This is a genomic window from Sphingomonas populi (genome assembly GCF_004208535.1).
GTDB lineage: Bacteria > Pseudomonadota > Alphaproteobacteria > Sphingomonadales > Sphingomonadaceae > Sphingomonas > Sphingomonas populi.
Genome location: NZ_SGIS01000034.1, coordinates 1 through 25148, shown reverse-complemented (window position 1 = coordinate 25148; position 25148 = coordinate 1). Strand labels below are relative to the sequence as shown.

Below are 25148 nucleotides of genomic sequence, written 5' to 3'. Positions count from 1 at the left end.
AAACTCCTCTCCCGGCGGGAGAGGGAAGGAGGAGCGACGCGACGGAAGCGTGAGGGTGCGCAGTTAGAGCTAAACCCGCTCCACCCCGTTGACCGCATCGGCGGCGCGTAGCGCGGCGATCAGGCGCATCAGGTGCTGGGTGTCGTGGACTTCGACATCGAAGGTGTTGGTGTGCAAACCCGTGTCGCGGTTATCTAGCCGCATGTTGACGATGTTGGCCTTTTGCGCGCCGATGATCGTCGCGATCGTGCCGAGCGCGCCGGGCTCGTTCTTGACGCCGACGGCGATCCGCGCGGTGCCGCCGTCGGTCTTGTCGCCCCAGGCGAGATCGACCCAATCGGCATCGTCGGCGCGCGCCAGCACCGGGCAATCGATGACATGGACCTCGATGCCCTGATCGGGCCGGCGTAAGCCCACGATGCGGTCACCGGGGATCGGGTGGCAGCATTCCCCGAGATCATAAGCGACGCCGGGGGTGAGCCCGCGGATCGAGATCGCCTTGGTCTGCGGTGGCACCTCGCGCTGGCCGCTCGCCTCGACCGAGCCGGGCATCAGCGCCTCCATCACATCGGCATCGGGGATGCGGCGGCGCGCGATCGCCTCCATCAGTGCGGCCTCGTCGGGCAGCTTGAGCCGGGTCAGCGCGGTCTTGATCGCGTCGCCGCCGATCGGCGCGGGCAGGCGCGAGACGACCTCGTCATAGAGCTTGCGCCCGAGCGCCTGCGTCTCCTCACGCTCGCTCTGGCGCAGATAGCGGCGGATCGCCGCGCGCGCCTTGCCGGTGATCGCGAAGTTCATCCAATTGGGCTGGGGGTGCTGCGCCTTGGAACGCAGGATCTGCACCTGATCGCCATTCTCGATCAGCGTGCGCAGCGGCACGACGCGGCCGTTGACCTTGGCGCCGACCGCCTGATCGCCGAGATCGGTGTGGACCGCATAGGCGAAATCGATCGGCGTCGCGCCCTTGGGCAATTGGTGCAGTTCGCCCTTGGGAGTGAAGGCGAAGATGCGATCCTGATACATCGCCATGCGGGTATGTTCGAGCAATTCCTCGGGGCTGTCGGCCGTGTCGAGGATTTCGATCAGGTCGCGAATCCAGCTCACCTGGGTTTCGGGGCGGACCTTGTCCTGCTTGTACGCCCAATGCGCGGCAAGGCCGAGTTCGGCCTCCTTGTGCATGTCGGGGGTGCGGATCTGGATTTCGATGCGGCGGTTCTCGGCGTGGATTACCGAGGTGTGGAGCGAGCGATAGCCGTTGCGCTTGGGGGTGGAGATGTAATCCTTGAACCGCCCCGGCACCATCGGCCAGCGCCGGTGGATAGCGCCGAGCGCTGCGTAGCATTCCTCCTCGCTCGGCACGATCGCGCGGAACGCCATGATGTCGGAAAGCTGCTCGAAGCTGATGTCGCGCTCGTTGGTCTTTTTCCAGATCGAATAGGGGTGTTTCTCGCGGCCGGTGATGTCGGCCTCGATGCCGTGGCGCGAAAGCAGCAGCTTTAGGCCGGAGCCGATCTTGGCGATGCGGTCCCCGCCGCCTTCCTGCAATTGCGCGAGCCGGCGCGTGATCGATTCATACGCTTCGGGTTCGAGCTGCTGGAAGGCGAGCGTCTGCATCTCCTTCATGAACTCGTACATGCCGATCCGCTCGGCGAGCGGCGCGTAGATGTCCATCGTCTCGCGCGCGATGCGGCGGCGCTTCTCGGGCTTGGCGATGAAGTGCAGCGTCCGCATGTTGTGCAGCCGGTCGGCGAGCTTGACCAGCAGCACGCGGATATCGTCCGACATGGCGAGCAGGAATTTGCGCAGGTTCTCCGCCGCGCGCTCGTTCTCGGTCTGCGCCTCGATCTTGGAGAGTTTGGTGACGCCATCGACCAGCCGCGCGACGGCGGGGCCGAAGATCTTCTCGATCTGCTCTGGCGTGGCGACGGTATCCTCGACGGTATCGTGGAGGATCGCGGTGGCGATCGTCTCGTCGTCGAGATGCAGGTCGGTGAGGATGCCCGCCACCTCGATCGGGTGGCTGAAATAGGGATCGCCCGAAGCGCGTTTCTGCGTGCCATGCGCCTGCACCGAGAACACATAGGCGCGGTTGAGCAACGCCTCATCGGCATTGGGATCGTAGCTCAGGACGCGATCGACCAGTTCATATTGTCGTAGCACGCCGGTAAGATGGGGGCGTGAGAGGCAGATTGGCAACACAATCTTGATCGTGGCGGTGGGCTTTTCCGGCATGGTGTGATTGTTGCAACGTTTCGGGGCACTGGAGGCGACGGCGATGGCACGCGATACCTGGCTGATTACCGGCGCCTCGGCGGGCCTCGGCGCGCTGTTCGCCGAGCGCGCGGCGGCCGAAGGGCATGACGTGATCCTGGTCGCGCGGCGGGCGGAGCGGCTTGAAGCGCTGGCCGCGAAGATCGCCGCGACCGGCGTGTCCGCAAGCGTGATCGCGTGTGATCTCGGCGCGGCCGGTGCGGTCGCCGGGCTGATGGGTGAGATCGCCGCGCGCGGGCTGGCGGTGAACACGCTCGTCAACAATGCCGGCTTCGGCGTGCGGGGCGCGTTCGCGGACGGTGACGGCGCGGTGCAGGCGGCGATGATCGACCTCAACTGCCGTGCGCTGGTGGAACTTGCCCATGCGGTGGTGCCCGGCATGGTGCAGATGCGGCGCGGCGGCATCCTCAACATCGCCTCGACCGCCGCATTCCAGCCGGGGCCGGGGATGGCGGTCTATTATGCGACCAAGGCGTTCGTGCTGAGCTTCTCCGAGGCGCTGCACGAGGAGGTGCGCGCCAGCGGCGTGCGCGTGACGGCTTTGTGTCCCGGGCCGACGCGCACCGAGTTCGCGGATATCGCAGGCATGGGGGCGAGCGCGTTCTTCGAGAAGAACGCCGCCGATCCCGAGGCCGTGGTGCGCGATGGGATGCGGGCGCTGGCGCGGGGGCAGGCGATCAAGGTGTCGGGCGCGATGAACGCGGCGATGGCGGGATCGGTCGGATTGCTGCCGCGCGGGCTGACCCGGCGGGTGTCGGCACGAACGGAGGGGAGGCGCTCAGTCGTAGATGAAGAAAGGGCGGGCGCCGTGATCGGTGCCCGCCCGTCTTTCCGGTCGGACCCGGCGCGTTGTCGCGCCGGGAGATCCCTTAGTACGTGCCCGAGAAGCTGCGGTTGAGCGAGCGGTCGGTGCTGGTGGCGGTACGGTCGGCGTCGCGATCGCCCTCGTTGAAGAACGCAGTGTTGCGGTCCTCATCGCGCCAGTGCGCCTTGGCCTCGTCGGCGGTCTTGCGGACGGTGACCTGCTTGCCATCGACCGATTCGATCCAGCGCGACGGGATCGAGTGGTGATGGCCACCGGCATTCGCGTCGGTCTTGGTGAGGATGATGCGGTCGCCGCGCACCTTGTCGACCGTGCCGATATGCTGGCCGTCCGACCCGATCACCTCGAAATGCTCCTCGACCTTGGTGAGCGCGCCACGCTGGGTCTGGCGCTCGGTGCGCCAAGTGCCGAACTCGCTCTCGAACTTCGAACGGTTCTCGTTGCGATATTCGTGATAATCACGGTCGAGCGCGTCGATCTGGCTGCGACGCCACTGGTGGTAATCATGGTCGCGGCCATAGGACGCGCCCTGATGCGAATGATCCTGGCGATCGTCGTAGCGCGAATCGAGCTCGCGACGGCGCTCGGCCTCCTCATCGCCGAACCACGAGCGGACCTCGTCGCCGGCGCGGTCGAAGAAGCCGCGATCCTCGTAGTCATAGCCCTGCGGCTGGCGGCCATAGTCGCGTCCGCCGGCTTCGGTGTAACGGCGGCCATTGCTGCCGTAGCTACCACGATATTCGCCGCCATTGCCGCGATCGCGCGGGTAGCCGCGTCCGGCGAATTCGCGGTTGGTGTCGCGTCCGCCAAAGTCGCGGCCTTGCTCGCGGTTGCCGTAGCCATAACCGCGGTTTCGGTCATAGTCGCCGCGTGGTCCGCCGCGATCGCGGTCGAACGCGCCGGCGGCCTGATAGTCGCGTGCGCTGGAATAGGTGTAGTCGCGGCCAGAGCCATAATCGCGGCCCTGGATGTCGGGGTCCGGGCTGTGGTTATAGTCACCGGCGTTGTTCTGGGGATAACGGTCGTAACCCATGATGGCGTCCTCCTGAGACGGTCCTGCTGCGACCGGCGGCGGCATTGGCGCCTGCCTGTCGGTTGCCTGCTAAGAAGGGATGAACGCGGCAATTGTTCCAATGTTTTCAGTGTTCAGGGGCGCGCGCCGACGCAGCGGAGGCGCCGTTCGTCGCAGCGTTCAGGCGGCGATCCGGCGGTGAAAATTTGATCGGGTGGGCGTTGCATCGCCGAAAAAGGGCGGCTACAGGCGTGGTCCCGCATCCACGGCGTGGCACGGGGCTGTAGCTCAGATGGGAGAGCGCTGCAATCGCACTGCAGAGGCCAGCGGTTCGATTCCGCTCAGCTCCACCAGCCGCTGCGCGGCTGATGATGCGGTCGCAAGGTGCGGCCGATCCTGGATTTATTCGGCAACCGCCGCGTCGTGTTTGATGATGGTTTCCGGGCGCGCGGCGGCGCGACGTGCCGCGAGCGCGGCGTTGTTGGCGAGCGCCTGTTCGTTGCAATGCGCTTCCCACGCGCGGCGCGCCGCCGCGTCGCGACGGCGCAGATACGCGGCATACGCCAAGAACGCGATCACGAAGACCGCGCCGATCAAAACAAAAAAAGCCACCCCACGCCCTCATATAGCGATGTTATGCGGTACAGGGAAAAAGCGGTTGGTCGCGTCATCCGCACGACTCAACTTATCCATAATGGAGCGATACGCGCTAGGCGCTGGGTTGCCAATGGCTCGCGCGCCGCGAAATATTTTTATTATACTATATTACAAATATGTCATTTAGGGTGGGCGGGGCGTGAAGCCCTCAGCGTGACGGCAGTGCGAGGTCCATGTCGGCGAGCGCGTGCCCCAGCAGCGCGCGCATCGTTTCGCGCGCCCGCACCGCATCCGAGGCGCGGATCGAGAGCAGCACCGCGTCATGATCTGCGATGGGGTCGCGCGGCAGGCGCTGCTTGCGGTGCTTGAAGGTGGTGGTCCAACTCACCGCCGCGCCGACCGAGCCGGCGAGGCTGGCGAGCGCGGCGTTGTGCGCGGCGGCGAGGATCGCGTGGTGGAAGCGCTGATCGGCGGCACGTCCGGCGGTGGTTGACAGGCCGTGTGCGCGCATCTGGTCGAGCGCGGCGGTGAGATCCGTCAGGTGCGCTTCCGTCCGGCGCAGCGCGGCGAGTTCGGCGGCGGCGGGTTCGATGATGCCGCGCAGTTCGAACAGGTCGCGGACGAATTCGGGGTCGGGCTCGTCGCTGAACATCCACGCGAGCAGATCGGGATCGAGCAGGTTCCAGCGCGCGCGCGGCGTGACTCGGGTGCCGGCCTTGGGACGGCTCTCGATCAGCCCCTTGGCGGCGAGGATACGCACCGCCTCGCGGTAGGCGGTGCGCGAGACGTGGAGCCGCCCGGCGCTTTCGATCTCGCCCTCGAACAGCGTGCCGGGCGGGTGACGACCGTTCAGGATGGCGATGCCGAGGTCACGGGCGATCGTCTGGTGGATGCGCAGCGTCGATTTCGGCGCGCCCGGTTCGTTACCCGTGTCTCGATCCAAGCGCGCCTCCCGATCCTCCCGTTTAGTCGTGAAACGCCTCCGTGGCGATGTGGCGGCCGCAGAGGAACGCGTCGGCGACCAGTTGCAGCGGCGCGAGATCGACATCGATCTCGTTGCGACCGGCGATATCGACGAAGCGGCGGTACATCGCCGGATATTCCTCCTCCGCGCCGACCGGCTGCTCGGCATCGCCAAGGAACCAGCGGTTGCCGCCTTCGGCGAGCCGCAGCGTGCCAGCTTCGGTCTCGACGATGATGTCCCAGCTTTGCGGGCCAGTCTGGCGCCAGTCGAACACGGTGTCGATCGCCGCACCCGAGCCGGTCCGCATCGTCAGCGTCGCGCCGATCGGCGCCTGGCAGTTGGACGGCACTTCGAGCGTGGCGCTGAGCAGAGACACGCGATCGGGCACGATCTCGGTGAGGATCGACAGCGCGTTGATGCCGGGATCGAACACGCCGAAGCCGCCCGCTTCCCAGATCCACGGCTGGCCGGGATGCCAGTGCCGGACATCTTCCTTCCACGAGATCGCGATGCTGCGGATCGTGGTTTGCGCAATCCAGTCGCGTGCGGCGGCCACGGCGGCGGCGTAGCGCGAGTGCCAGCTTGCGAACAGGCTGACGCCCTGCTTGCGCGCGAGCGCGATCAGCGCCTCGACTTCGGAGACGGTCGCGCCGGGCGGCTTTTCGAGGAAGACGTGCTTGCCGGCAGAGAGTGCCGTGACCGCCGCCTCGAAACGTGCCTGCGGGGGCTGGCACAGCACGATCGCGTTCAGCTCGGGCGAACCCGCCAGCATCGCGGCGAGATCGCTGTAGTTCGCGACGCCGTCACCCTTGGCGTTGCGGCTGGCGACCGCGACGAGATCGATCCCGTCGGTTTTGGCAATGGCGGGCAAATGCTGGTCGCGCGCGATCTTGCCGAGCCCGACCAGCCCGAGCTTCAGTCCGTCGCTCACAGGCTGCGGACTTTGGCGATGCCGGTGTCAGCAGCACGCGCGAGCGGGTTGCGCACCGGCAGCAGGAAGGCGTCGGCCTCGACTTCGAACACGTCGCCGACTTCGGTGCGGACGCCGTCCGAGAAGGACAGGGTTGCGGTGCCGAAGAAGTGGACGTGCAGATCGCCGGGGCGCAAGAAGCCGTCATACTTGAAGTGATGGTGTTCGAGATTGGCGAGGCTGTGCGACATGTTCGCCTCACCCGAGACGAACGGCTTTTCCCACAGCACTTCGCCGTCGCGCACGATGCGGCTGGTGCCGCGCACGTCCTCGGGCAGATCGCCGAGCCGCAGCTCGGGCGCGAGCGCGGCCTGGCGCAGCTTGGAATGCGCGAGCCAGAGGTAATTGCCGCGTTCGGTGACGTGATCGGAAAACTCGTTGCCGAGCGCGAAGCCGAGCCGGACGGCGACGCCATCCTTGTCGATCAGGTAGATGCCGGCGATTTCGGGCTCCTCGCCGCCGTCTTCGGCGAACGCGGGCATGGTCAGCGGGGTGCCGGGATCGACGAGGATGCCGCCGTCGCCCTTGTAGAACCACTCGGGCTGAGCGCCGACCGCGCCGTCGGCGGGCTTGCCGCCTTCGACGCCCATCAGGAACATCTTCATCGAATCGGTCTGCGACTCGGTGGCCTTGGCGTGCATCTTGTCGCGGCCTTCCGCCGAGCCGAGATGGGTGAGGCCGGTGCCGCTGACGAGCGTGTGCGCGGGATCGGCATGATCGATCGGCGAGAGCAACCGCACGGTCGTCAGGTCGATCGCCTCGCCGAGCGCGGCTTCGGCGGTCGCGGCGAGGCTGGTGCCCGCCGCGATCGCCTGCTCCGCCAGCGCGAGCGTGGTGGTCGCGCCGACCACACGCCGCGCCGCGCCGCTCTCGTCGAGCGCGGCGACACCGCGCGTATCGCCTTCGGCGAACTGGACGAGCGAGCGGATCATTTGGCCTGCTCCAGCGCGCCGTTCACGCGGCGCGTGATGCCCCACGGGTTCGCCGCCTGGAGCGGTGCCGGCAGCAGCGCATCGGGCGTATCCTGGAAGCAGACCGGACGCAGGAAGCGCGCCATCGCCAGCGTGCCGACCGACGTGCTGCGACCATCCGAGGTCGAGGGGAAGGGGCCGCCATGCACCATCGCATGAGTCACTTCCACGCCGGTCGGCCAGCCGTTGAACAGGATACGGCCGACCTTGGCTTGCAGCGCGGGCAGCAGTTCGGCGGCGGCGTCATTGTCGCTGGCTTCGCTCTGGATCGTCGCGGTGAGCTGACCTTCGAGATTGGCGATGACAGCCTTGATCTCGGCGATGTCCTTGCAGCGCACGAGGATCGACGACGAGCCGAACACTTCATGCGACAGCGCCACGTCGGCTTCGAACTTCGCAGCCTCGGTGGTGAACAACGCACCGACCGCCTGATTGACGCCCTCACCGACGCAGCCGCGCGCGACCGTGGTGACGGCTTCATGGCTGGCCAGTTCCTCGACGCCACGCTCGAAGCTGGTGTGGATGCCGGGGGTGAGCATGACGGCGGGCTGCGCAGCCGTCAGCGCCTTGGCGGCGGAGGCGACGAAGGTTTCGAGATCGGGGCCGTCGATCGCGATGACGAGGCCGGGGTTGGTGCAGAACTGGCCGGCGCCCATCGTCAGCGAGCCGACGAAGGCGGGGCCGAGCGCTTCGGCGCGCGCGGCGAGTGCGCCCGGCAGCAGCACGACCGGGTTGATGCTCGACATTTCGGCATAGACCGGGATCGGCTCGTCACGCTGGCTGGCGATCTTGACGAGCGCCAGGCCACCGCCGCGCGAGCCGGTGAAGCCGACCGCCTTGATGCGCGGATCGGCGACGAGCGCGCCGCCGAGTTCGTTGGTGGTGCCGGGGAGGTACGAGAACACGCCTTCGGGCAGGCCGCACGATGCGACCGCCTGCTGGATCGCGCGGGCGACCAGTTCGCCGGTGCCGGGATGGGCGGGGTGGCCCTTGACGACGACCGGGCAGCCCGCCGCGAACGCCGCCGCAGTGTCACCACCGGCGACCGAGAAGGCGAGCGGGAAGTTCGACGCGCCGAAGACGGCAACAGGGCCGAGGCCGACGTTGACGCGGCGCAGGTCGGCACGCGGCAGCGGCGCGCGATCGGGCAGGGCCGGATCGATCGTCGCGTCGAGCCACAGGCCCTGACGGACCTCGGTCGCGAACATACGAAGCTGGCCGACGGTGCGGCCGGTCTCGCCTTCGAGGCGGGGCTTGGGGAGGGCGGTCTCGGCCATCGCGGTGGCGACGAGATCGTCCTTGATCGCAAGGATGTTGGCGGCGACCGTTTCGATGAAGGTCGCACGCGCTTCGAGGCTCAGCGTCGAGAAGGTCTGGAACGCTTCGGCGGCGAGCGTGGTTGCCTTGGCGACGTCGGCGGGGCCGGCGTTGCTGAACGCGACATCGCCGCTTTCGCCGGTGGCCGGGTTGATCGCGGTGAAGGTATCGGCGCTGCGGCTTTCGCTCGCGCCAATCAGAATGGCTCCGTTATACATTATGATGTCTCCGGATCGGGGGAATTGGGAATCTAACAAGGGTATGTCATCCTCACCCTTCCCACCGGCTTCGCCGGTAGGCCCCTTCCCTCTCCCAATGGGAGAGGGAGGGAGGAGCGAAGCGACGGAAGGGTGAGGGTGACGCGTCACATCAATGGTTGTCGCGCGGCAGGCCCTTGGTCTGGGCGATGCGCTGGTACTTTTCGGCGCCTTCGAGGATCGCGCCGGTTTCCATCTGGCCGACCACCGAACGCTGGATCTCCTGCCACGGGGTCTGCGAGGCGGGGTATTTGAAGCCGCCTTCCGCTGTCAACGCGGCGCGGCGCTCCGCCAGTTCCTCGTCGGAGATCAGCACGTTGGCCGAACGCTTGTCGAGATCGATGCGGACGCGGTCGCCGGTGCGGATCAGCGCGAGGCCGCCCATCGCCGCCGCTTCGGGCGAGGCGTTGAGGATCGACGGGCTGCCCGAGGTGCCCGACTGGCGACCGTCGCCGATGCACGGCAGCGCATGCACGCCCTCGGTGATGAGGTACGACGGCGGCCGCATGTTGACCACCTCGGCGGCACCCGGATAGCCGATCGGGCCGGCGCCGCGCATGAACAGCAACGTCTCAGGCGTGATGCCAGTGGCGGGATCGTCGATGCGGTGGTGGTAATCCTCAGGGCCGTCGAACACCACCGCCGGGCCTTCAAACGCCTCGGGATCATTGGGGTTCGACAGATAACGGTCGCGGAACTCGGGCGAGATCACGCTGGTCTTCATGATCGCCGAATCGAACAGATTGCCGCGCAGTACGATGAAGCCGGCCTCCTCTACGAGCGGCTGATCGAACGGACGGATCACCTTCTCGTCCTCGATGATGGCGCCCCGGCAATTGTCGCCCATCGACTTGCCGTTGACGGTGAGCGCGCCCTCGTGGATCAGCCCCTGGCCGATGAGCTGCGCGGTGACGGCGGGGACGCCGCCGGCGCGGTAGAAATCCTCGCCGAGATATTCGCCGGCGGGCTGGAGATTGACCAACAGCGGCACCTTATGGCCCTTCTCCTGCCAGGTATCGAGCGGCAGTTCGACGCCGACGTGGCGCGCGATTGCCGACAGATGGATCGGCGCGTTGGTCGATCCGCCGATCGCCGAATTGACGACGATCGCGTTCTCGAACGCGTCGCGCGTCAGGATGTCGGAGGGCTTGAGATCCTCGGCGACCATCTCGACGATGCGCCGGCCAGTGCGATAGGCGACTTCCTGACGGTCACGATACGGCGCGGGGATCGCCGCCGAGCCGGGCAGCGACATGCCGAGCGCCTCGGTCAGCGAGTTCATCGTCGTCGCGGTGCCCATCGTGTTGCAATAGCCGGTCGACGGTGCCGAGGAGGCGACGAGGCGGATGAACTCGGCATTGTCGATCTCGCCGGCGGCGAGCATCTGCCGCGCCTTCCACACGATCGTGCCCGAGCCGGTGCGCTCGCCCTTGTGCCAGCCGTTGAGCATCGGCCCGACCGACAGAGCGATCGCCGGGATGTTCACGGTCGCCGCCGCCATCAGGCAGGCGGGGGTGGTCTTGTCGCAGCCGATCGTCAGCACCACGCCGTCGAGCGGATAGCCGTAGAGCAGTTCGACGAGGCCGAGATAGGAGAGGTTGCGGTCGAGGCCAGCCGTCGGGCGCTTGCCGGTTTCCTGGATCGGGTGGACCGGGAATTCGATGGCGATGCCGCCCATCTCGCGAATGCCTTCGCGCACGCGTTCGGCGAGGACGAGGTGATGGCGGTTGCAGGGCGAGAGGTCAGACCCGGTCTGGGCGATGCCGATGATCGGCCGGCCCGACTGCAGTTCTTCCAGGCTCAGCCCGAAATTGAGATAGCGCTCGAGATAGAGCGCGGTCATGTCGATATTGTCCGGGTTGTCGAACCAGGCGCGGCTGCGGAGTTTGGGGGGCGTGTGGCTCATAGCGGTTCCCGTAGCGTAAGGTGCCGATCGCATTGACGGCTCCGACCGCGAGATATACTCATACAATTACAGAATCAATCAGCTCGTGAGGGTGTGTGGCAGGTCCAATCTTGAATTCGGGAGGCGGTGCCGTGTCGCCCGCCTCTAACGGCGGACGGTCTTACGGGCCGGCGCTGACGTTGCTCGCCACATTGTTTTTCATGTGGGGGTTCATCACCGTCATCAACAACACGCTGCTGCCGCATCTGCGCAGCGTGTTCGACCTGAGCTACGGGCAGACCACCGCGATCGAGTCGGTTTGGTTCATCGCTTATGGCGTCATGTCGATCCCCTCGGCCAAGCTGATCGAACGGATCGGCTACCAGAAGTCGCTCGTCACCGGCCTCGCCATCATGGCGGCGGGCGCGCTCGGCATGATCCTCGCGGCGTCGATCCCGTCCTATGGCGTGACGCTCGTCATGCTGTTCGTGATCGCCAGCGGCATCACGCTGCTTCAGGTCGCGGCCAACCCCTATGTCGCGGTGATCGGATCGCCCGAGACCGCGTCGTCGCGGCTCAATCTGGTGCAGGCGATGAACTCGGCTGGCACGATGCTGGCGCCGGCGTTCGGCGCGTATCTGATCCTCGGCCGGTCGGTCGGCGGCACCGCCAAGGCGGGCCGCATCCTGACCCCGGCGGAGCGGCTTGCCGACGCGCATTCGGTGGTGCTGCCCTATCTGCTCGTCGCGATCGTGCTGGTCGTGCTCGCGGTGGTGATCGCGCGCTTCCCGCTGCCGGTGATCGGCCAGAACGCCACCAGCCGCGTCGCCAAGGAAGAGCGCAAGAGCCTGTCGCTGTGGAAGCATCGCGCGTTGGTGTTCGGTATTCCGACGATGATCGCGTATCTGCTCGCCGAGATCGGTGTGGCCAATCTGTTCGTCAATTTCGTCAGCCAGCCCGATATCGCCGATCTGACGCATGAGCAGGCCGGGCAATATCTGACGTTGCTGTGGGGCGGCATGATGGTCGGCCGGTTCGCCGGCTCCGCGATCATGCAGAAGTTCCGCGCCGAGGACGTGCTGGCGGTGTTCGCGGGCGGCGCGTTGCTGGTGATGCTGGCGGTGCTGGCCACCACCGGCCACACCGCGATGTGGGCGCTGATTCTGGTCGGTCTGTTCCACTCGATCATGTTCCCGACGATCTTCACGCTCGCGATCCGTGGCCTTGGGCCGCTGACCGAAGAGGGTTCAGGGCTGATGATCATGGCGATCGCCGGCGGTGCCTTGGTGTTCGTGCAGGGGGTGCTCGCGGATCGGTATGGCTTGCAGGCGTCGTTCGCGCTGACCGCCGCGTGCGAGGTCGTCGTGCTGCTGTACGCTTTGTGGGGCTGCCGGGTTTCGGCTGAGGACGCGAAATGAGCGATATGATCGAACCCCGCCTCGTCTGGCCGGTCGAAGCGACATTGGGCGAGGGGCCGGCGTGGATCGGCCGCGAGAACGCCTTGTGGTTCGTCGACATCAAGGGCGGCAAGGTCCATCGCTACGATCCCGCAAGCGACGATCGCCAGTCGTTCGAGGTCGGCGGGATGCCGAGCTTCATCGTGCCCGCCGAGGGCGGCAAGCTGCTGGTCGGATCGGTCGATGGGCTGTATCTGCTGGAGGACGGCAAGCTTGCCGGCCCGATCGCGAAGATCGACATGCCCGCGCACAACCGCACCAACGACGCGACCGTCGATGCCTCGGGCCGGCTGTGGCTCGGCACGATGGACAATGAGGAAGCGGCCAATACCGGCGCGATCCATCTGTTCGACGTGACCGACCTGCGCGCCGTCGGCGGCGAGTGCGTCATCACCAACGGTCCGGCGGTGAGCGGCGATGGCAACACGATCTATCACGTCGATACGCTCGGGCGGACGATCTATCGCTGCGACATTTCGGCGGGCACCAGCCTCGCGCATGGCGACGTGTTCGTGAAGATCGCCGAGGCGGACGGCCATCCCGACGGCGTGACGGTCGATTCGGAAGGTTGCGTGTGGGTCGGGCTGTGGGGTGGCTGGCAGGCGCGGCGCTATGCGCCCGACGGCACGCTGATCGCGACGGTGGCGATGCCATGCGCCAACGTCACCAAGGTGACGTTCGGCGGGCCGGACCTGCGCACCGGCTATGTCACCACCGCGCGTAAGGGTCTGTCGGAGGCCGAACTGAACGGCCAGCCGCTCGCCGGCGGGCTGTTCGCGTTCGACGCTCCCGCGCCGGGCGTGGCACTGCCCGAGGTGAAGCTGAGCGCGTGAGCGGGTATATCGTTCTAGGCGACTGGGGCACCACGCGGCTGCGGCTGTTCCGTGTCGAGAATGGCGTCGTAACCGACCGCGCCTTCGGCGACGGGATCGGTACGCCCGGAATCGTACCCGAGGCGGTGCTGCGTGCGGCGCTCGGCCCCTGGCTGGCGGCGGGCGCGCCCGAGGCGATCCGGCTGTGCGGGATGGTCGGCGCGCGTGACGGCTGGCGGGAGGTGCCTTATGCCGAGTGTCCGGCGTCGCGCGATGACTGGTTCGCCGCCGCTACCGATCTGACGCTCGATGGCGTGCCGGTTTCGATCATGGCCGGTCTGGCCTGCGCGGATGCGGATGGTGTGCCCGATGTGATGCGCGGCGAGGAAACGCAGCTTTACGGCGCGCTCGCGCTGTCGCCCGAACTGGCGACGGGGCGGCACATCGTCATCCTGCCCGGCACGCACAGCAAATGGGCGGTGATCGAGGATGGTGCGATCACCGGCTTCCGCACCATCCTGACCGGCGAACTGTTCGCGCTGCTGCGGACGCATTCGACGCTGGCGCGCGGGCTGGCGGCTGGTGATGCGGGTGTCGAGGCGGAGGGTTTCGCGGCTGGCCTCGCGCGCGCGGAAACCGGCGTGCTGAGCGCGCTGTTCGGCGCGCGGGCGATGCAATTGCGCGGCGGCAAGACGCCCGACTGGGCGCTCGGCTATCTGTCGGGGCTGGTGATCGGTGGCGAGATCGTCGAGATGCGCGCCATGCTTGGCGGTGCGGGCCGCGTGACCATCATCGGCGATCCGCGCCTTGCCGATCGCTACGCAGCGGCGTTTGCGCAGGGCCGCACTGCGGTGCGGCGGCTTGATGGCGATGCCTGTGTGCTCGCCGGATTATCCTAGGAGGTTCTGATGACGCTAGACCAACTGCTCGGCGAGGGCGTGCCCCCGGTCGCCGCAATCCTGCGCGGGCTTCGCCCCGACGAGGCGCTCGACGTGGCGGCGGCGCTGATCGACAATGGCATCCGTATCCTTGAAGTGCCGTTCAACTCGCCCGAGCCGCTCAAGAGCATCGCCGCGATGACGCAAGCGTTCGGCGACCGTGCGCTGATCGGCGGCGGCACGGTGCTGAGCGTCGAGGCGGTCGAGGCGCTGGTGGAAGCCGGCGGGCGGCTTATGGTGACGCCCAACACTAACCCGGCGGTGATCGCGCGCGCGGTGGCGCTGGGGCTGGAGGTGCTGCCCGGCTTCATGACGCCGAGCGAGGCGTTCCAGGCGATCGCCGCCGGCGCGCGCCGGTTGAAGCTGTTCCCCGGCGCGAGCCTCGGCCCGGCCTATCTGAAGGCGGTGCGCGACGTGCTGCCGCGCGATGTCGCGGTGTGGGCGGTCGGCGGCACCAGCGCCGAGACGTTCAAGGATTGGCTGGACGGCGGCGCCGAGGGCATCGGCGTGGGCGGTGCGCTGTTCAAGCCGGGCGACAGCGCGGCGGTGGTCGGCGAACGCGCGGCAGCGCTGACGGCGGCGTGGAAGGTGGCAACGGCGGGGTAGCTGCGCTGCGGTTGCAGTTCTGTACGCAATCCCGTACAAGTCTGCCATGCAGATTCTCAGCGTTTCCGAAACCCGCGCCAACCTCAAGGCCGTGCTCGACCGCGTCGTTGCCGACAAGGCGCCGATCGCCATCGCACGCCCGAAGGGCGAGAGCGTCGTGCTGGTGTCTGAAAGCGAGTGGGAGGGGATGCAGGAAACGATGCATCTGCTGGCATCCCCCGCCAATGCTAAGCATCTGCTGGACGGGATCAAGGAACTCGATGCTGGACTCGGCGAGGAGCATGAGTTGATCCAGCCGTGAAGATCGTGTTCCGGGCCGATGCTTGGCACGATTATGTCGGTTGGTCGCGTGAAGACCCTAAGGTGCTGGAGCGGATCAATACATTGCTCGGCGAATGTTTACGCGATCCGTTTCGTGGAACGGGCAAACCCGAGCCGCTTCGGAAAAACCTAAGCGGGTGGTGGTCACGTCGCATCAACAGCGAGCATCGGCTTGTGTATCGGGTCACGGGCAGCGGTGACACGCAGGCGCTGGAAGTCCTGAGCTGTCGTTACCATTACTGACCAGTACCGATTGTAGCGTCGGCAGTAGAACTGTAATTGTCAAACTTAGCGCAAAATCGTATAAGCGCGACATGGCGCAGATGAACATCTCGATCCCCGACAAGCTCAAGAGCTGGGCGGAGCGGCGTGTCGCCGACGGCGATTACAGCAGCACCAGCGACTATGTGCGCGATCTGGTGCGGCGCGATCAGGCGGCGACCGAGCAGCTTGAGCGGTTGCGGGCGGCGATCGATGAGGGGCGCGCGTCCGGGGTTAGCGATCGGACGATCGACGATATCATTGCGGATCGGCGAAAGCGGGACGGTTTGGTGTGATCCGCGTTGCGCTCAGCGAGAGCGCGGACGCTGATCTCGAATCGATCCTCGACTACGGCATCGCCACGCACGGACGCGCCAAAGCCGAACACTATCTCCAGACCATCAACATGACGGCGACCCGGCTGGCGGATTTCCCCGGCCTCGGCGCGGCGCGGGACGATCTATGTCCCGGCCTCCGCAGTATACCTGCCGGTGAGCATCGCCTCTATTATCAGATCGATCCCGAAGAGGTGATGATCTTGCGCGTTCTCCACAAAGCGATGGACCCCGACCGCCACCTTTAGGCGGCGGCGAGAGCCAACCTCACCGTGGCGGCGCGTCAATCATGCTCCCGCCCGCCGGAACCCATGTACAGTTCGCTGCCGGTTTCCTTGAAGACCTTGCTCATCTCGGCCATGCCCGCTTCGGCATCCTCGGCCGCGACGAAGCTCTCCACCGGGGCGTTCTGCTTCGCCGCGAAGTCCCGCACCTCCTGCGAGATTTTCATCGAACAGAATTTCGGGCCGCACATCGAGCAGAAATGCGCGGTCTTGGCACCCTCCGCTGGCAATGTCTGGTCGTGGAACTGCTCGGCGGTATCGGGGTCGAGCGAGAGGTTGAACTGGTCGCGCCAGCGGAAATCGAAGCGGGCGCGGCTCAGTGCGTCGTCACGGAGCTTGGCGGCGGGGTGGCCCTTGGCGAGATCGGCGGCGTGCGCGGCGAGTTTGTATGTCACCACGCCGACTTTCACGTCGTCGCGGTCGGGCAGGCCGAGATGTTCCTTGGGCGTCACGTAGCAGAGCATTGCGGTGCCGAACCAGCCGATCATCGCGGCGCCGATGCCGCTGGTGATGTGATCGTAGCCCGGTGCGATATCGGTAACGAGCGGCCCGAGCGTGTAGAACGGCGCCTCGCCGCAGGCGGCGAGCTGCTTGTCCATGTTTTCCTTGATCTTGTGCATCGGCACATGGCCGGGGCCTTCGATCATCACCTGAACGTCCTGTTCCCAGGCGCGCTTGGTGAGTTCGCCGAGCGTGTAGAGTTCGGCGAACTGCGCCTCGTCGTTGGCGTCGGCGTTCGAGCCGGGGCGCAGACCGTCACCGAGCGAATAGGCGATGTCATACGCCTTCATGATCTCGGTGATCTCGTCGAAGCGCTCGTAGAGGAAGCTCTCCTTGTGGTGCGCGAGGCACCATTTCGCCATGATCGAGCCGCCGCGCGAGACGATGCCGGTGACGCGCTTGGCGGTCATCGGGATGTAGGGCAGGCGCACGCCGGCGTGGATGGTGAAATAGTCGACGCCCTGTTCGGCCTGCTCGATCAGCGTGTCGCGGAACACCTCCCACGTCAGATCTTCGGCGACGCCGCCGACTTTCTCCAGCGCCTGATAGATCGGCACGGTGCCGATCGGCACGGGCGAGTTGCGGATGATCCATTCGCGCGTGTCGTGGATGTTGCGGCCGGTGGAGAGGTCCATCACCGTGTCCGCGCCCCAGCGGATCGACCAGACCATCTTGTCGACTTCGCTCGCCACGTTCGAGGCGACCGCTGAGTTGCCGATGTTGGCGTTGATCTTGACGAGGAAGTTGCGCCCGATCGCCATCGGTTCGCTCTCGGGGTGGTTGATGTTCGAGGGGATGATCGCCCGGCCGCGCGCGACTTCGTCGCGGACGAATTCGGGGGTGACGTAATCGGGGATCGACGCGCCCCAATCCTGCCCGTCGCGGACAAGCTTTTCCTTGAGCTCGGCGCGGCCGAGATTCTCGCGGATCGCGACATATTCCATTTCGGGGGTGATGATGCCGCGGCGCGCATAGTGCATCTGGCTGACGTTCGCGCCGGCTTTGGCGCGGAGCGGGCGCTTCACGACATTGGGATATTGCGGCACGCCGGCGGAGCGGTCGGGGCCGGACAGGCCGTTGTCCTCGGGCTTGATCTGGCGCGCGTCATAGCTCTCGACATCGCCGCGCGCTTCGATCCAGCCGCGCCGCAGTTCGGCAAGGCCGGTGTTGATGTCGATCAGCGTATCGGGATCGGTGTAGGGACCGGAGGTGTCGTACACGCGCAGCGGTGCTTCGCCCGAGCCGGGTTCGAGGTGGATCTCGCGCATTGCCACGCCCGCGCCGGGGATGTTGGGCGAGGGGACGTGGATCTTCTTCGACCCACGGATGGGGCCGGTGGTGACGCCGATTTCGGTGCGGGTGGGAAGGTCGGCCATCTCGTCGTCTCCTCAAATGGGAGAAAACGGACTTTCCGATGAGAAAAAGGCCGTTCCCTCCCTACGCCGGTAAGCCCGTGAAGGGGCCGGATCAGGTTCTACGGGTCGGGCGGATTTGCACCGCCCCTCTCAGCCTGATGGCTCCCCGGGGAATGACGCGAGCGTAGCGGCTTTGCGGCGGGTTGGAAAGACCCGCCGCGTTAACGCGTGTTTCAGGCGTTGCTTGCCGCGCTGGTCTTGATGTTGCCGTTGGCGCCGGCGGGGAAGAAGCCGCCCAACGTGACCGCCGCGCGGTTCTGATAGGCGACGTTGAGTACCTGACCGGCGGTGCGGGTGTAGACGCGGCCCTGCGCGTCGGCGGGCACGATGTTGGCCGTGGTCGCGGTGCCGGTGATGCCCTGGTCGATATCGGCCGAGCCATCGAAAGTGTCGCGTGCGTTGCTGAACTGGCCGGCGGCGGTGCCCTGGCCCATCGTGTAGAGTGTCGTGCGGATCAACGCGGCATGATAGGCCTGCGTGGTGAGCAGCCCGGCAGCGGCATCGAGCGTGAGCGTGCTCGACAACAGGGTCGTCACGCCCTTGTACGCCGTTACCGCGACATCCTTGAAGATGAAGGCGGCGAGCAGGAAGTTGAGATCGCTGGCATAGGGATCGAACGTGACGCCCGACGCGACATAGCCGGCGGCCTGAGCGAAGGTGCTGAACGCGCCGCTCGCGCTGCCATCGATGTTGAGCGAGGGCATCGCCACCGCCGACGATCCCAGCGCCGAGCGCAGGAAGGCGAGGTGCGCGAGATCATCGGCGGCGATCTCGCGGGCGTATTGCGCGATAGTGGGATTGCTGAAGCTCACCGCGCGACCGCCCGTCACGGTGCCTTGCTGGCCGGTGCCGGTGAGGAGCGCGGCGCCGCCGCCGGGATGTGCCGGGGTGTCGGCGATCGCCGAGATGTTGGCGCCGGTCGTGGCGAACGCGAAGAACTGCGCCTGCAGATAGGCGAAGTTGAGCGCGAGGTTGAGCGCATCGGCGTTGATGATCGCGGCGGTGTTGGTCGAGGTCGGGGTCGGCGTGGGGGTCACCGTACCGCCCGAATTGTCACTGCCGCCGCAGGCGCTGAGCAGCGCGAGGCCGCCGGCTGCAACGGTGATCTGGCCGGTCGTGCGCAGGAAGTGGCGACGCGCGAGGCGGCGGCTATCTTCGGCGGTGCTCGGCGTGGTCGAGAGTATATCAGTCACGGGAAAGTCTCCGGGCGGAATTCGAGAGCGTGCGGCGAGGATCAGTTCGCGCCGCTGGTGACGGTCGCGCCGTTGACGCCGGCGGGGAAGAAGCCGCCCACCGCAACCGCGAGGCTGTTGAGATAAACGATATTGAGCACCGAGGTGGCCGCGCGGCCGAAAGCGATGCCGTCCGGGCCTGCCGGGGTGATGTTCGAGACCAGATTGCTGTTCGCGTCGGTGGTCGGCGAGATGCCCTGATCGTCGTCGGTGGTGCCGTCGAGCGCGTCGCGCACGTTCGAGATCGCGTCCGCATTGGCGCGCAGCGTCGATCCACTGGCGGCGCCCTTGGCGTAAAGCAGGGTGCGGATCGTGCCGGCGCGGTACGACGCCGCGCCGAGCAGGCCGACCATCGACTCGCGGTTGGTGGCATCGGTCACGCTGGTGACGAGGCCGCGATACGCGGTTGCGACGACGTCTTCGAGGAAGAAGGCGGCGAGCAGGAAGTTGCTGTCGTTCGCATAGACATCGAAGCCGGTGCCCGAGGCGACGAGGCCGGCGGCGCGCATCGCGGTGCTGAACGCGGCTGTCGCGGTCACGTCGAGATCGATCTTGGGCTGGGCGATCACGTCGGCGCCGGTGGTGGTGCGCAGGAAGGCGACGCGCGCGGCGGCCTCGCTCGCGAACTCGCTGGCGATCTGCGCGACGACGGGATCGGTGAAGGTCGCCTGGCGGCCGCCGGTGACGGCGCCGGCAGTGCCCGCGCCCGTCAACTGCGCGGCGGGAAGGCCGGCGCCGTTGGCGGCGAGGCCGTAGAACTGCCCGAGCAGATATTCGAAGTTGAGCGCGAAATTGAACAGCGACGAATCGGCGACGGTATCCGCGCGTGCGATCGACGTGATCGTAAGGGCGGCGGCGCCCGTGGCGGTGATCGCAGCGGCGCCGAGCGCGGTGCGGAAAAATTCACGGCGCTCGTTACGCGTATCGAGGGAGTCCTCGTGCAGGGCAGTCATCATCGTCCTTCCGGCATGTCACCTTGAGCCAGGGTGCGCACCCCGCCCGGAACCGGATACGCCACGGCCGCTCTCGCCCTTGGCAGGCGGGAACGGCCGGAGTCGCGGAGGCACGCACACATGCGCCCCGTAGAGACGTTTTAGAAGGTGTACGCAACCCCGAGCGCGCCGATCCACTGGCTGGGCTTGCCCTGCAGCCGCACGATCGGGCTGTAGGAATAGTCGCCGAGCAGGCGCGAATACGCGCCGCCCGCGATCAGCTTGAAACCCTGGAGCAGGTCGCCGGTCAGCGCATACGTGACATAGCCGCCGAGCTGATAGTTCTTCCAGCCGGCCTTGGCGTTGTAGACCGGCAGGCCGCTCGACAGGCTCTGCTGCGGCGTGATGCTGTAATAGGTCTGCGCATAGCCGCTGCCGACGCGGTTGGCGGACGCGGTGAGGCCGACCGCCGCCTTGCGGCTGAGCGGGGTGAGATAGTTGATCGCCGGCTGCCAGATCTCGCTGTCATGCGCGTTGTTGACGTCGTGACGGTAGCTCACCGAGATCGAGAGTTTGTCGTAGGGGCTGGTGATGATGCCGGTCTTGCCGATGCCGACATAGCCGCCGAGTTCGATCGCGGTATCGACCTTGCCAAGCCGGCGGATCGCGCGATCGTCGATGTCCTTGAGCTTGGTGCGATCGAAGTTGAGCACTGCGATCGGCCCGAGCTGGAAATCGATCTTGTCGCCGGGGTTGTTGGGGATGAGATCAAGGCTGGCGCGGTTGCCGATGACACTGAACGCGAAGCCCTTGAACTGGCCGATCACCAGCGGCGCCGGCACGAAGCGGTAGTTGTCCGAGCCTTCGTAATCGGGCACATAGGCTGCCGCGACGCCGACCGTCACGTTGTCGCCGCCGAACTTGGAGGCGAGATCGGCATTGTCCTGTGCGGCGGGTGCGGCGCTCTGCGCGAGCGCGGGCGCGGCGCCCAACACGGCTGCGATCGGAAGAACGGCGGCTAGGCCACGGCGGATGATATTCGGCACTGAGAACTCCCTGTCATATTGGGCGCGAGCATATTACGGGGCCGTAACGCCGAGCCCGTCCAAATCGCTCCGCAACTTTCGACGCCTCCGCACTTTGCTGCACCTGCGTTGCCAAAGTGCAACGATCGCGTTCGTTTCTCACCGGGAAAGCGGCTCGGGGTCAGTCGCGCCGCATGCGTTTGCGCAGCATTGCCGGGGCGAACCGCGCGGCGAGCGCCATGATGTGCGCGGTGCGCCCGACATAGGTGTGGACGCGCGTGCCGTGGACGGCGTCCCATGCCGCCTGCGCGACCGCTTCTACGGGCGTGAGTTCGAAGCCTGCGGCGCTGACCGTTTCGCGGATCGTGCGGTTGCTGCCGTCGACCGTGCCGTCGAGCAGCGGGGTTTCGATGAAGGCGGGGACGATCGCGCGGACGCGGATGCCGTCGCGCGCCCATTCGACATCGAGCGCCTCGGTCAGCCCGCGCACCGCGAATTTGGTCGCTGAATAGGTGGCGAGGCCGGCGCTGCCGTAGATCGCCGAAGCCGAAGCGGTGTTGAGCAGGCACGCGCCGGGCGTGCGCGCGAGATAGGCGTGGCCGATCTTCGCGCCGTTGAGCACGCCGGTGACATTGATCGCAACGGTTCGGTCGATCGCGTCGAAGCCGGTCGCGGTGAGCGGGCCGCCGGTGGCGATGCCGGCATTGTTGAACAGCACGTCGAACTGGCCGGCGCTGGATGCGGTGAAGGCGTCGAGTGTGGTGCCCCAGCCGGTGCGGTCGCGCACGTCCATGACATAGGTCTCGACCATGCCGGGCGGCAGCAGCCTGCGCGTCGCGGCGAGGCCGGCTTCGTCGATATCCGCCAGCCCGACTCGCCAGCCGCGCTGCGCGAACAGGATCGCGGTCGCGCGGCCGATGCCGGAGGCGCCGCCGGTGATGAAGATCGATTTGGCCATGCTTCCCCCATATCGAGGTTACTGCGTCGGTGAAATCGCCGTTCCCCCGCGAGGGCGGGGGAACTTGGGGTTTGACGTTGCCGGGCGGCTCCAGCACAACAAGCGCGATGCCAGCGTCCCGCGTTTCCGGCCCGTCGGTGGCGTTCGATCGCGTTTCGAAGCGCTATCCCGGCGCGGTCGCGGTCGACGATATTTCGGTCGAGATCGCGGGCGGCAGCTTCGTCGCGCTGGTCGGGGCGTCGGGATCGGGCAAGTCGACCTTGCTCAAAATGGTCAACCGGCTGATCGAACCGAGCGCGGGCGGTATCCGCATCGGCGACGCGGACGTGGCAGCGGGCGACGCGCATCTGTTGCGGCGGCGGATCGGCTATGTGTTCCAGAACATCGGCCTGTTCCCGCATATGAACGTCGGGGAGAATATCGCGATCGGACTGCGGCTGACCGGCGGCAAGGATCGCGCCGGGCGTGTCGCGGACTTGCTCGATCTGGTCGATCTGCCACGCGACTTTGCTGGGCGCATGCCCGATGCGCTCTCGGGCGGGCAGCGCCAGCGTGTTGGGGTGGCGCGCGCGCTCGCGCTGGAGCCGGGGCTGATGCTGATGGACGAGCCGTTCGGCGCGCTCGATCCGGTGACGCGCGACCAGCTCGGCATCGCGATCCGCGCGTTGCATGACCGGCTTGGACTCACCACGATCATGGTGACGCATGACATGGCCGAGGCGCTGATCCTCGCCGATCGCGTGCTGGTGATGGCGGGCGGGCGGATCGTCGCCGATGCGACCCCGCAGGCGCTGCTGGCGGGTGAGGGCGGGGCGGAGGCCGACGCGCTGGTGGCGGTGCCGCGCGAACAGGCGCGGCGGCTGCGTGAGATCGGGGGCGGGGGGTGATGGAAGCTTTGCTGCGCCCCGTGATCCGTTCGTCCCGAGCGAAGTCGAGGGGCATGCATGGAGCGCTGAGGCCGGTGCCTCGACTTCGCTCGGCACGAACGGAGCGGGGGAAGCGGCGCTCGGGACGACCGGACGTTTTTAGCGGGGGCGCGGCGTGAGCGCCTTCCTCGACGCGATGGGGCGGGTGCCGCCGTTGCTGGCGCAGCATCTGGTGCTGGCGTTCTCGGCGTTGCTGCTGGGGATCGTCATCAGCCTGCCGCTGGCGATCGTGTCGGCGCGGCGGCCGGGGGTGGCGCGGTTCGCGCTCGGGTTCGCGAGCCTGATCCAGACGATCCCGACGCTGGCGCTGCTCGCACTGTTCTATCCGCTGCTGCTGTCGCTGTCGGCCCTGGTCGGCGGCGGGATTCCGGCGCTTGGCTTTCTGCCGTCGCTGCTCGCGCTGACGCTGTACGGGCTGCTGCCGATCCTGCGCAACGCCGTTACCGGCCTTACCGGCATCGATCCGGCGGTGATCGAGGCGGCAGATGGCGTGGGGATGACCGCGTGGCAGAAGCTGCGGCTGGTCGAGGCGCCGCTCGTCGCGCCGGTGGTGATGGCGGGCATCCGCACCGCCGCCGTCTGGACGATCGGCGCGGCGACGCTCTCCACCACGGTTGGCCAGCCGAGCTTGGGCGACATGATCTTCGCTGGCCTGCAGACGCAGAACTGGGCGCTGGTGCTCGCGGGATGCTTCAGCGCGGCGGCGCTGGCGCTGGCGGTCGATGCGCTGCTCGGGCTGGTCGAGCGTGGCATCGCCAGGCGACGGCGCGGCGCGGTGTGGGGTGCGCTGGTGGTGCTGGCGATCGGGGCGGGGGTGGCGCTCGCGCCGATGTGGCCGAGCGGGGAGACTCGCGTCGTGATCGGCGCCAAGGGGTTCTCCGAGCAATATATTCTCGCGCGCGTGATCGGGCATCGGCTGGAGGCGGCGGGCTACCGCGTTGCTTATCGCGAGGGGCTGGGGTCGGGCATCGCGCTCGGTGCGCTGTCGGGCGGGGATATCGATGTCTATGTCGATTATACCGGCACGATCTGGGCGGATACGATGAAGCGGACCGACGTGCCGCCGCGTGCCGCGATCTACGCCGGGGTGCGCGACTGGGCGGCAAGCACGCGCGGTGTGACTTTGCTCGGCGGGCTCGGGTTTGAGAATGCCTATGCGTTCGCGATGCGCGGAGACGATGCGGCGCGGCGCGGCGTGAAGACGATCGCCGATCTGGTGCCGATCGCGCCCAAGCTGCGGTTGGCGACCGACATCGAATTTCTCGACCGGCCCGAATGGGCGGCGGTGAAGCGGGCCTATGGTCTGGAGTTCGGATCGGCGCACCCGTATCAGCCGACCTTCATGTACCGTGCGCTGGAAAGCGGCGCCGCCGATGTGATTCCGGCGTTTTCATCGGACGGGCGGATCGCTGCGGACAAGTTGGCGGTGTTGGGTGATCCGAAGGGCGCGATCCCGGGCTATGACGCGATCCTGCTGCTGTCACCCGAACATGCGAAAGACGCGCGGTTTCAGGCGGTGTTGAAGCCGTTGATCGGGCGGATTTCGGTCGAGACGATGCGCGAGGCGAATTATCTTGTGGATCGCGATGCGGACAAGAAGTCGCCTGAAGAGGCGGCGCGGTGGCTGGAGAAGAAGGTGGGCCTCTAGCTGTTCCCCCGCGAAAGCGGGGGTCTAGAGCCGCAGGCGCGGCGCTGGTGGCTCTGGACCCTGTGGATTCACGTTTGAAGTGCACCGTTTGAGATTTGCGAGAATGCCTCGGCGGGGGTCAGGAAGTCGAGGCATTTCCGCGGGGTGTTGTTGAGACGGTCGCCATAGGCGCGCAGTTTCCTGTGGCTGACGGTGTCGAGGTTGGTTTTGCGGGGAAGCAACCGCCTGAGGCGGCCGATGGTGTTCTCAACACCGCCCTTTTGCCATGGGCTGTGAGTATCGCAGAAGAAGGTCTGGATCCCGAGGCTTTGGTGGAGCTGGTGATGCTCGGCGAACTCGGTGCCGTTATCGAAGCTGATGGTTTTTCGCAGGGTGTCGGGGATGAGACGGAGCCGATATGCGATCCGCTGTGCGGTGAGTTCGGCTTTGC

25 protein-coding genes, 1 tRNA gene and 1 riboswitch are annotated in these 25148 nt (G+C 66.9%); of the genes, 12 read left to right on the top strand and 14 right to left on the bottom strand.

The genetic code is table 11. The features are described 5' to 3' along the window. Window positions 1-69 precede the first annotated feature (69 nt). Window positions 70-2160 carry a RelA/SpoT family protein gene (locus tag EWE75_RS18480; protein WP_130159616.1) on the bottom strand — a complete coding sequence of 697 codons (2091 nt, stop codon included), beginning with the start codon at window positions 2158-2160 and terminating at the stop codon, window positions 70-72. 115 nt (window positions 2161-2275) lie between these two features. On the opposite strand from EWE75_RS18480, the gene EWE75_RS18475 reads away from it, so the two are divergent. Then, window positions 2276-3169 carry an SDR family NAD(P)-dependent oxidoreductase gene (locus EWE75_RS18475; RefSeq protein WP_130159582.1) on the top strand — a complete coding sequence of 298 codons (894 nt, stop codon included), beginning with the start codon at window positions 2276-2278 and terminating at the stop codon, window positions 3167-3169. On the opposite strand, the gene EWE75_RS18470 is transcribed toward EWE75_RS18475, so the two are convergent. Beyond that, a complete protein-coding gene (locus EWE75_RS18470) occupies window positions 3141-4127 on the bottom strand; it encodes a DUF2171 domain-containing protein (protein ID WP_130159581.1) in 987 nt (328 codons plus the stop codon). The genes EWE75_RS18475 and EWE75_RS18470 overlap by 29 nt on opposite strands. A gap of 256 nt (window positions 4128-4383) precedes the next feature. Here EWE75_RS18470 and EWE75_RS18465 point away from each other — a divergent pair. Further along, a tRNA-Ala gene (locus EWE75_RS18465) sits at window positions 4384-4459 on the top strand. Window positions 4460-4508: 49 nt separating this feature from the next. Here the strand turns inward: EWE75_RS18465 and EWE75_RS18460 are convergent. From EWE75_RS18460 to EWE75_RS18435, 6 genes are all read right to left on the bottom strand, one after another. Further along, window positions 4509-4718 carry a hypothetical protein gene (locus EWE75_RS18460; RefSeq protein WP_130159580.1) on the bottom strand — a complete coding sequence of 70 codons (210 nt, stop codon included), beginning with the start codon at window positions 4716-4718 and terminating at the stop codon, window positions 4509-4511. A 193-nt stretch (window positions 4719-4911) separates the two neighbouring features. Next, the gene (locus EWE75_RS18455; RefSeq protein ID WP_231708444.1) at window positions 4912-5646 is read right to left on the bottom strand and encodes a FadR/GntR family transcriptional regulator; all 735 of its coding nucleotides are present in this window, start codon (window positions 5644-5646) and stop codon (window positions 4912-4914) included. Window positions 5647-5668: 22 nt separating this feature from the next. After that, window positions 5669-6598 (bottom strand): Gfo/Idh/MocA family protein, encoded by a 930-nt coding sequence (locus tag EWE75_RS18450; protein WP_130159578.1) that lies wholly within the window; start codon window positions 6596-6598, stop codon window positions 5669-5671. Further along, the gene (gene araD1 / locus EWE75_RS18445; RefSeq protein ID WP_130159577.1) at window positions 6595-7569 is read right to left on the bottom strand and encodes an AraD1 family protein; all 975 of its coding nucleotides are present in this window, start codon (window positions 7567-7569) and stop codon (window positions 6595-6597) included. The genes EWE75_RS18450 and araD1 overlap by 4 nt, the downstream gene beginning before the upstream one ends. Beyond that, window positions 7566-9143: an aldehyde dehydrogenase (NADP(+)) gene (locus EWE75_RS18440; RefSeq protein WP_130159576.1), complete on the bottom strand. Its 1578-nt coding sequence runs from the start codon at window positions 9141-9143 to the stop codon at window positions 7566-7568. Before EWE75_RS18440 ends, araD1 begins: the two co-directional genes overlap by 4 nt. Window positions 9144-9294: 151 nt before the next feature. Beyond that, a complete protein-coding gene (locus tag EWE75_RS18435) occupies window positions 9295-11088 on the bottom strand; it encodes an IlvD/Edd family dehydratase (RefSeq protein WP_130159575.1) in 1794 nt (597 codons plus the stop codon). Between the two features lie 95 nt (window positions 11089-11183). Between EWE75_RS18435 and EWE75_RS18430 the strand changes: the two genes are divergently transcribed. The 8 genes from EWE75_RS18430 to EWE75_RS18395 all read left to right on the top strand — a co-directional run bounded on the left by EWE75_RS18430 (window position 11184) and on the right by EWE75_RS18395 (window position 16045). Further along, window positions 11184-12485: a sugar MFS transporter gene (locus EWE75_RS18430; RefSeq protein WP_427915796.1), complete on the top strand. Its 1302-nt coding sequence runs from the start codon at window positions 11184-11186 to the stop codon at window positions 12483-12485. Then, window positions 12482-13357, top strand: a complete 876-nt coding sequence (locus tag EWE75_RS18425) for an SMP-30/gluconolactonase/LRE family protein (protein WP_130159574.1) — start codon at window positions 12482-12484, stop codon at window positions 13355-13357. The genes EWE75_RS18430 and EWE75_RS18425 overlap by 4 nt, the downstream gene beginning before the upstream one ends. After that, window positions 13354-14235 (top strand): 2-dehydro-3-deoxygalactonokinase, encoded by an 882-nt coding sequence (locus EWE75_RS18420; protein ID WP_130159573.1) that lies wholly within the window; start codon window positions 13354-13356, stop codon window positions 14233-14235. The genes EWE75_RS18425 and EWE75_RS18420 overlap by 4 nt, the downstream gene beginning before the upstream one ends. A gap of 9 nt (window positions 14236-14244) precedes the next feature. Further along, window positions 14245-14880 (top strand): 2-dehydro-3-deoxy-6-phosphogalactonate aldolase, encoded by a 636-nt coding sequence (locus tag EWE75_RS18415; RefSeq protein WP_130159572.1) that lies wholly within the window; start codon window positions 14245-14247, stop codon window positions 14878-14880. 46 nt (window positions 14881-14926) lie between these two features. After that, window positions 14927-15181, top strand: coding sequence for a type II toxin-antitoxin system Phd/YefM family antitoxin (locus EWE75_RS18410; protein ID WP_130159571.1), 255 nt, complete (start codon window positions 14927-14929; stop codon window positions 15179-15181). Beyond that, a complete protein-coding gene (locus EWE75_RS18405; RefSeq protein ID WP_130159570.1) occupies window positions 15178-15444 on the top strand; it encodes a Txe/YoeB family addiction module toxin in 267 nt (88 codons plus the stop codon). Before EWE75_RS18410 ends, EWE75_RS18405 begins: the two co-directional genes overlap by 4 nt. Before the next feature lie 71 nt (window positions 15445-15515). Next, window positions 15516-15758 carry a type II toxin-antitoxin system ParD family antitoxin gene (locus EWE75_RS18400; protein WP_130159569.1) on the top strand — a complete coding sequence of 81 codons (243 nt, stop codon included), beginning with the start codon at window positions 15516-15518 and terminating at the stop codon, window positions 15756-15758. Further along, window positions 15755-16045, top strand: a complete 291-nt coding sequence (locus EWE75_RS18395; RefSeq protein WP_130159568.1) for a type II toxin-antitoxin system RelE/ParE family toxin — start codon at window positions 15755-15757, stop codon at window positions 16043-16045. Before EWE75_RS18400 ends, EWE75_RS18395 begins: the two co-directional genes overlap by 4 nt. A 35-nt stretch (window positions 16046-16080) precedes the next feature. Here EWE75_RS18395 and thiC read toward each other — a convergent pair whose 3' ends face one another. The 5 genes from thiC to EWE75_RS18370 all read right to left on the bottom strand — a co-directional run bounded on the left by thiC (window position 16081) and on the right by EWE75_RS18370 (window position 22144). After that, on the bottom strand, window positions 16081-17958 hold the full coding sequence (gene thiC, locus EWE75_RS18390; RefSeq protein WP_130159567.1) for a phosphomethylpyrimidine synthase ThiC: 1878 nt from the start codon (window positions 17956-17958) through the stop codon (window positions 16081-16083). A gap of 41 nt (window positions 17959-17999) precedes the next feature. Then, window positions 18000-18116: riboswitch (TPP riboswitch) on the bottom strand. A gap of 54 nt (window positions 18117-18170) precedes the next feature. Continuing rightward, on the bottom strand, window positions 18171-19190 hold the full coding sequence (locus tag EWE75_RS18385) for a ferritin-like domain-containing protein (RefSeq protein WP_130159566.1): 1020 nt from the start codon (window positions 19188-19190) through the stop codon (window positions 18171-18173). 41 nt (window positions 19191-19231) lie between these two features. Further along, window positions 19232-20185 carry a ferritin-like domain-containing protein gene (locus EWE75_RS18380; protein ID WP_130159565.1) on the bottom strand — a complete coding sequence of 318 codons (954 nt, stop codon included), beginning with the start codon at window positions 20183-20185 and terminating at the stop codon, window positions 19232-19234. Window positions 20186-20322: 137 nt separating this feature from the next. Next, a complete protein-coding gene (locus tag EWE75_RS18375; protein ID WP_130159564.1) occupies window positions 20323-21207 on the bottom strand; it encodes a MipA/OmpV family protein in 885 nt (294 codons plus the stop codon). 160 nt (window positions 21208-21367) lie between these two features. Further along, window positions 21368-22144 carry an SDR family oxidoreductase gene (locus EWE75_RS18370; RefSeq protein ID WP_130159563.1) on the bottom strand — a complete coding sequence of 259 codons (777 nt, stop codon included), beginning with the start codon at window positions 22142-22144 and terminating at the stop codon, window positions 21368-21370. 107 nt (window positions 22145-22251) lie between these two features. Here EWE75_RS18370 and EWE75_RS18365 point away from each other — a divergent pair, with 107 nt between their 5' ends. Next, window positions 22252-23031 (top strand): ATP-binding cassette domain-containing protein, encoded by a 780-nt coding sequence (locus EWE75_RS18365; RefSeq protein ID WP_130159562.1) that lies wholly within the window; start codon window positions 22252-22254, stop codon window positions 23029-23031. Between the two features lie 175 nt (window positions 23032-23206). Further along, window positions 23207-24718 (top strand): ABC transporter permease/substrate-binding protein, encoded by a 1512-nt coding sequence (locus tag EWE75_RS18360; RefSeq protein ID WP_130159614.1) that lies wholly within the window; start codon window positions 23207-23209, stop codon window positions 24716-24718. 68 nt (window positions 24719-24786) lie between these two features. Here EWE75_RS18360 and EWE75_RS18355 read toward each other — a convergent pair. After that, a partial coding sequence (locus tag EWE75_RS18355; protein ID WP_130159561.1) for an IS30 family transposase occupies window positions 24787-25148 on the bottom strand: 362 nt, incomplete at its 5' end.

Bases quoted from the DNA above. Each gene is read 5' to 3' on its own strand.
- EWE75_RS18475 (WP_130159582.1), top strand. From the start codon at position 2,276: ATGGCACGCGATACCTGGCTGATTACCGGCGCCTCGGCGGGCCTCGGC.
- EWE75_RS18470 (WP_130159581.1), bottom strand. From the start codon at position 4,127: ATGGGTTACGACCGTTATCCCCAGAACAACGCCGGTGACTATAACCAC.
- araD1 (WP_130159577.1), bottom strand. From the start codon at position 7,569: ATGATCCGCTCGCTCGTCCAGTTCGCCGAAGGCGATACGCGCGGTGTC.
- EWE75_RS18440 (WP_130159576.1), bottom strand. From the start codon at position 9,143: ATGTATAACGGAGCCATTCTGATTGGCGCGAGCGAAAGCCGCAGCGCC.
- EWE75_RS18435 (WP_130159575.1), bottom strand. From the start codon at position 11,088: ATGAGCCACACGCCCCCCAAACTCCGCAGCCGCGCCTGGTTCGACAAC.
- EWE75_RS18425 (WP_130159574.1), top strand. From the start codon at position 12,482: ATGAGCGATATGATCGAACCCCGCCTCGTCTGGCCGGTCGAAGCGACA.
- EWE75_RS18415 (WP_130159572.1), top strand. From the start codon at position 14,245: ATGACGCTAGACCAACTGCTCGGCGAGGGCGTGCCCCCGGTCGCCGCA.
- EWE75_RS18410 (WP_130159571.1), top strand. From the start codon at position 14,927: ATGCAGATTCTCAGCGTTTCCGAAACCCGCGCCAACCTCAAGGCCGTG.
- EWE75_RS18400 (WP_130159569.1), top strand. From the start codon at position 15,516: ATGGCGCAGATGAACATCTCGATCCCCGACAAGCTCAAGAGCTGGGCG.
- thiC (WP_130159567.1), bottom strand. From the start codon at position 17,958: ATGGCCGACCTTCCCACCCGCACCGAAATCGGCGTCACCACCGGCCCC.
- EWE75_RS18380 (WP_130159565.1), bottom strand. From the start codon at position 20,185: ATGATGACTGCCCTGCACGAGGACTCCCTCGATACGCGTAACGAGCGC.
- EWE75_RS18370 (WP_130159563.1), bottom strand. From the start codon at position 22,144: ATGGCCAAATCGATCTTCATCACCGGCGGCGCCTCCGGCATCGGCCGC.
- EWE75_RS18365 (WP_130159562.1), top strand. From the start codon at position 22,252: ATGCCAGCGTCCCGCGTTTCCGGCCCGTCGGTGGCGTTCGATCGCGTT.
- EWE75_RS18360 (WP_130159614.1), top strand. From the start codon at position 23,207: ATGGGGCGGGTGCCGCCGTTGCTGGCGCAGCATCTGGTGCTGGCGTTC.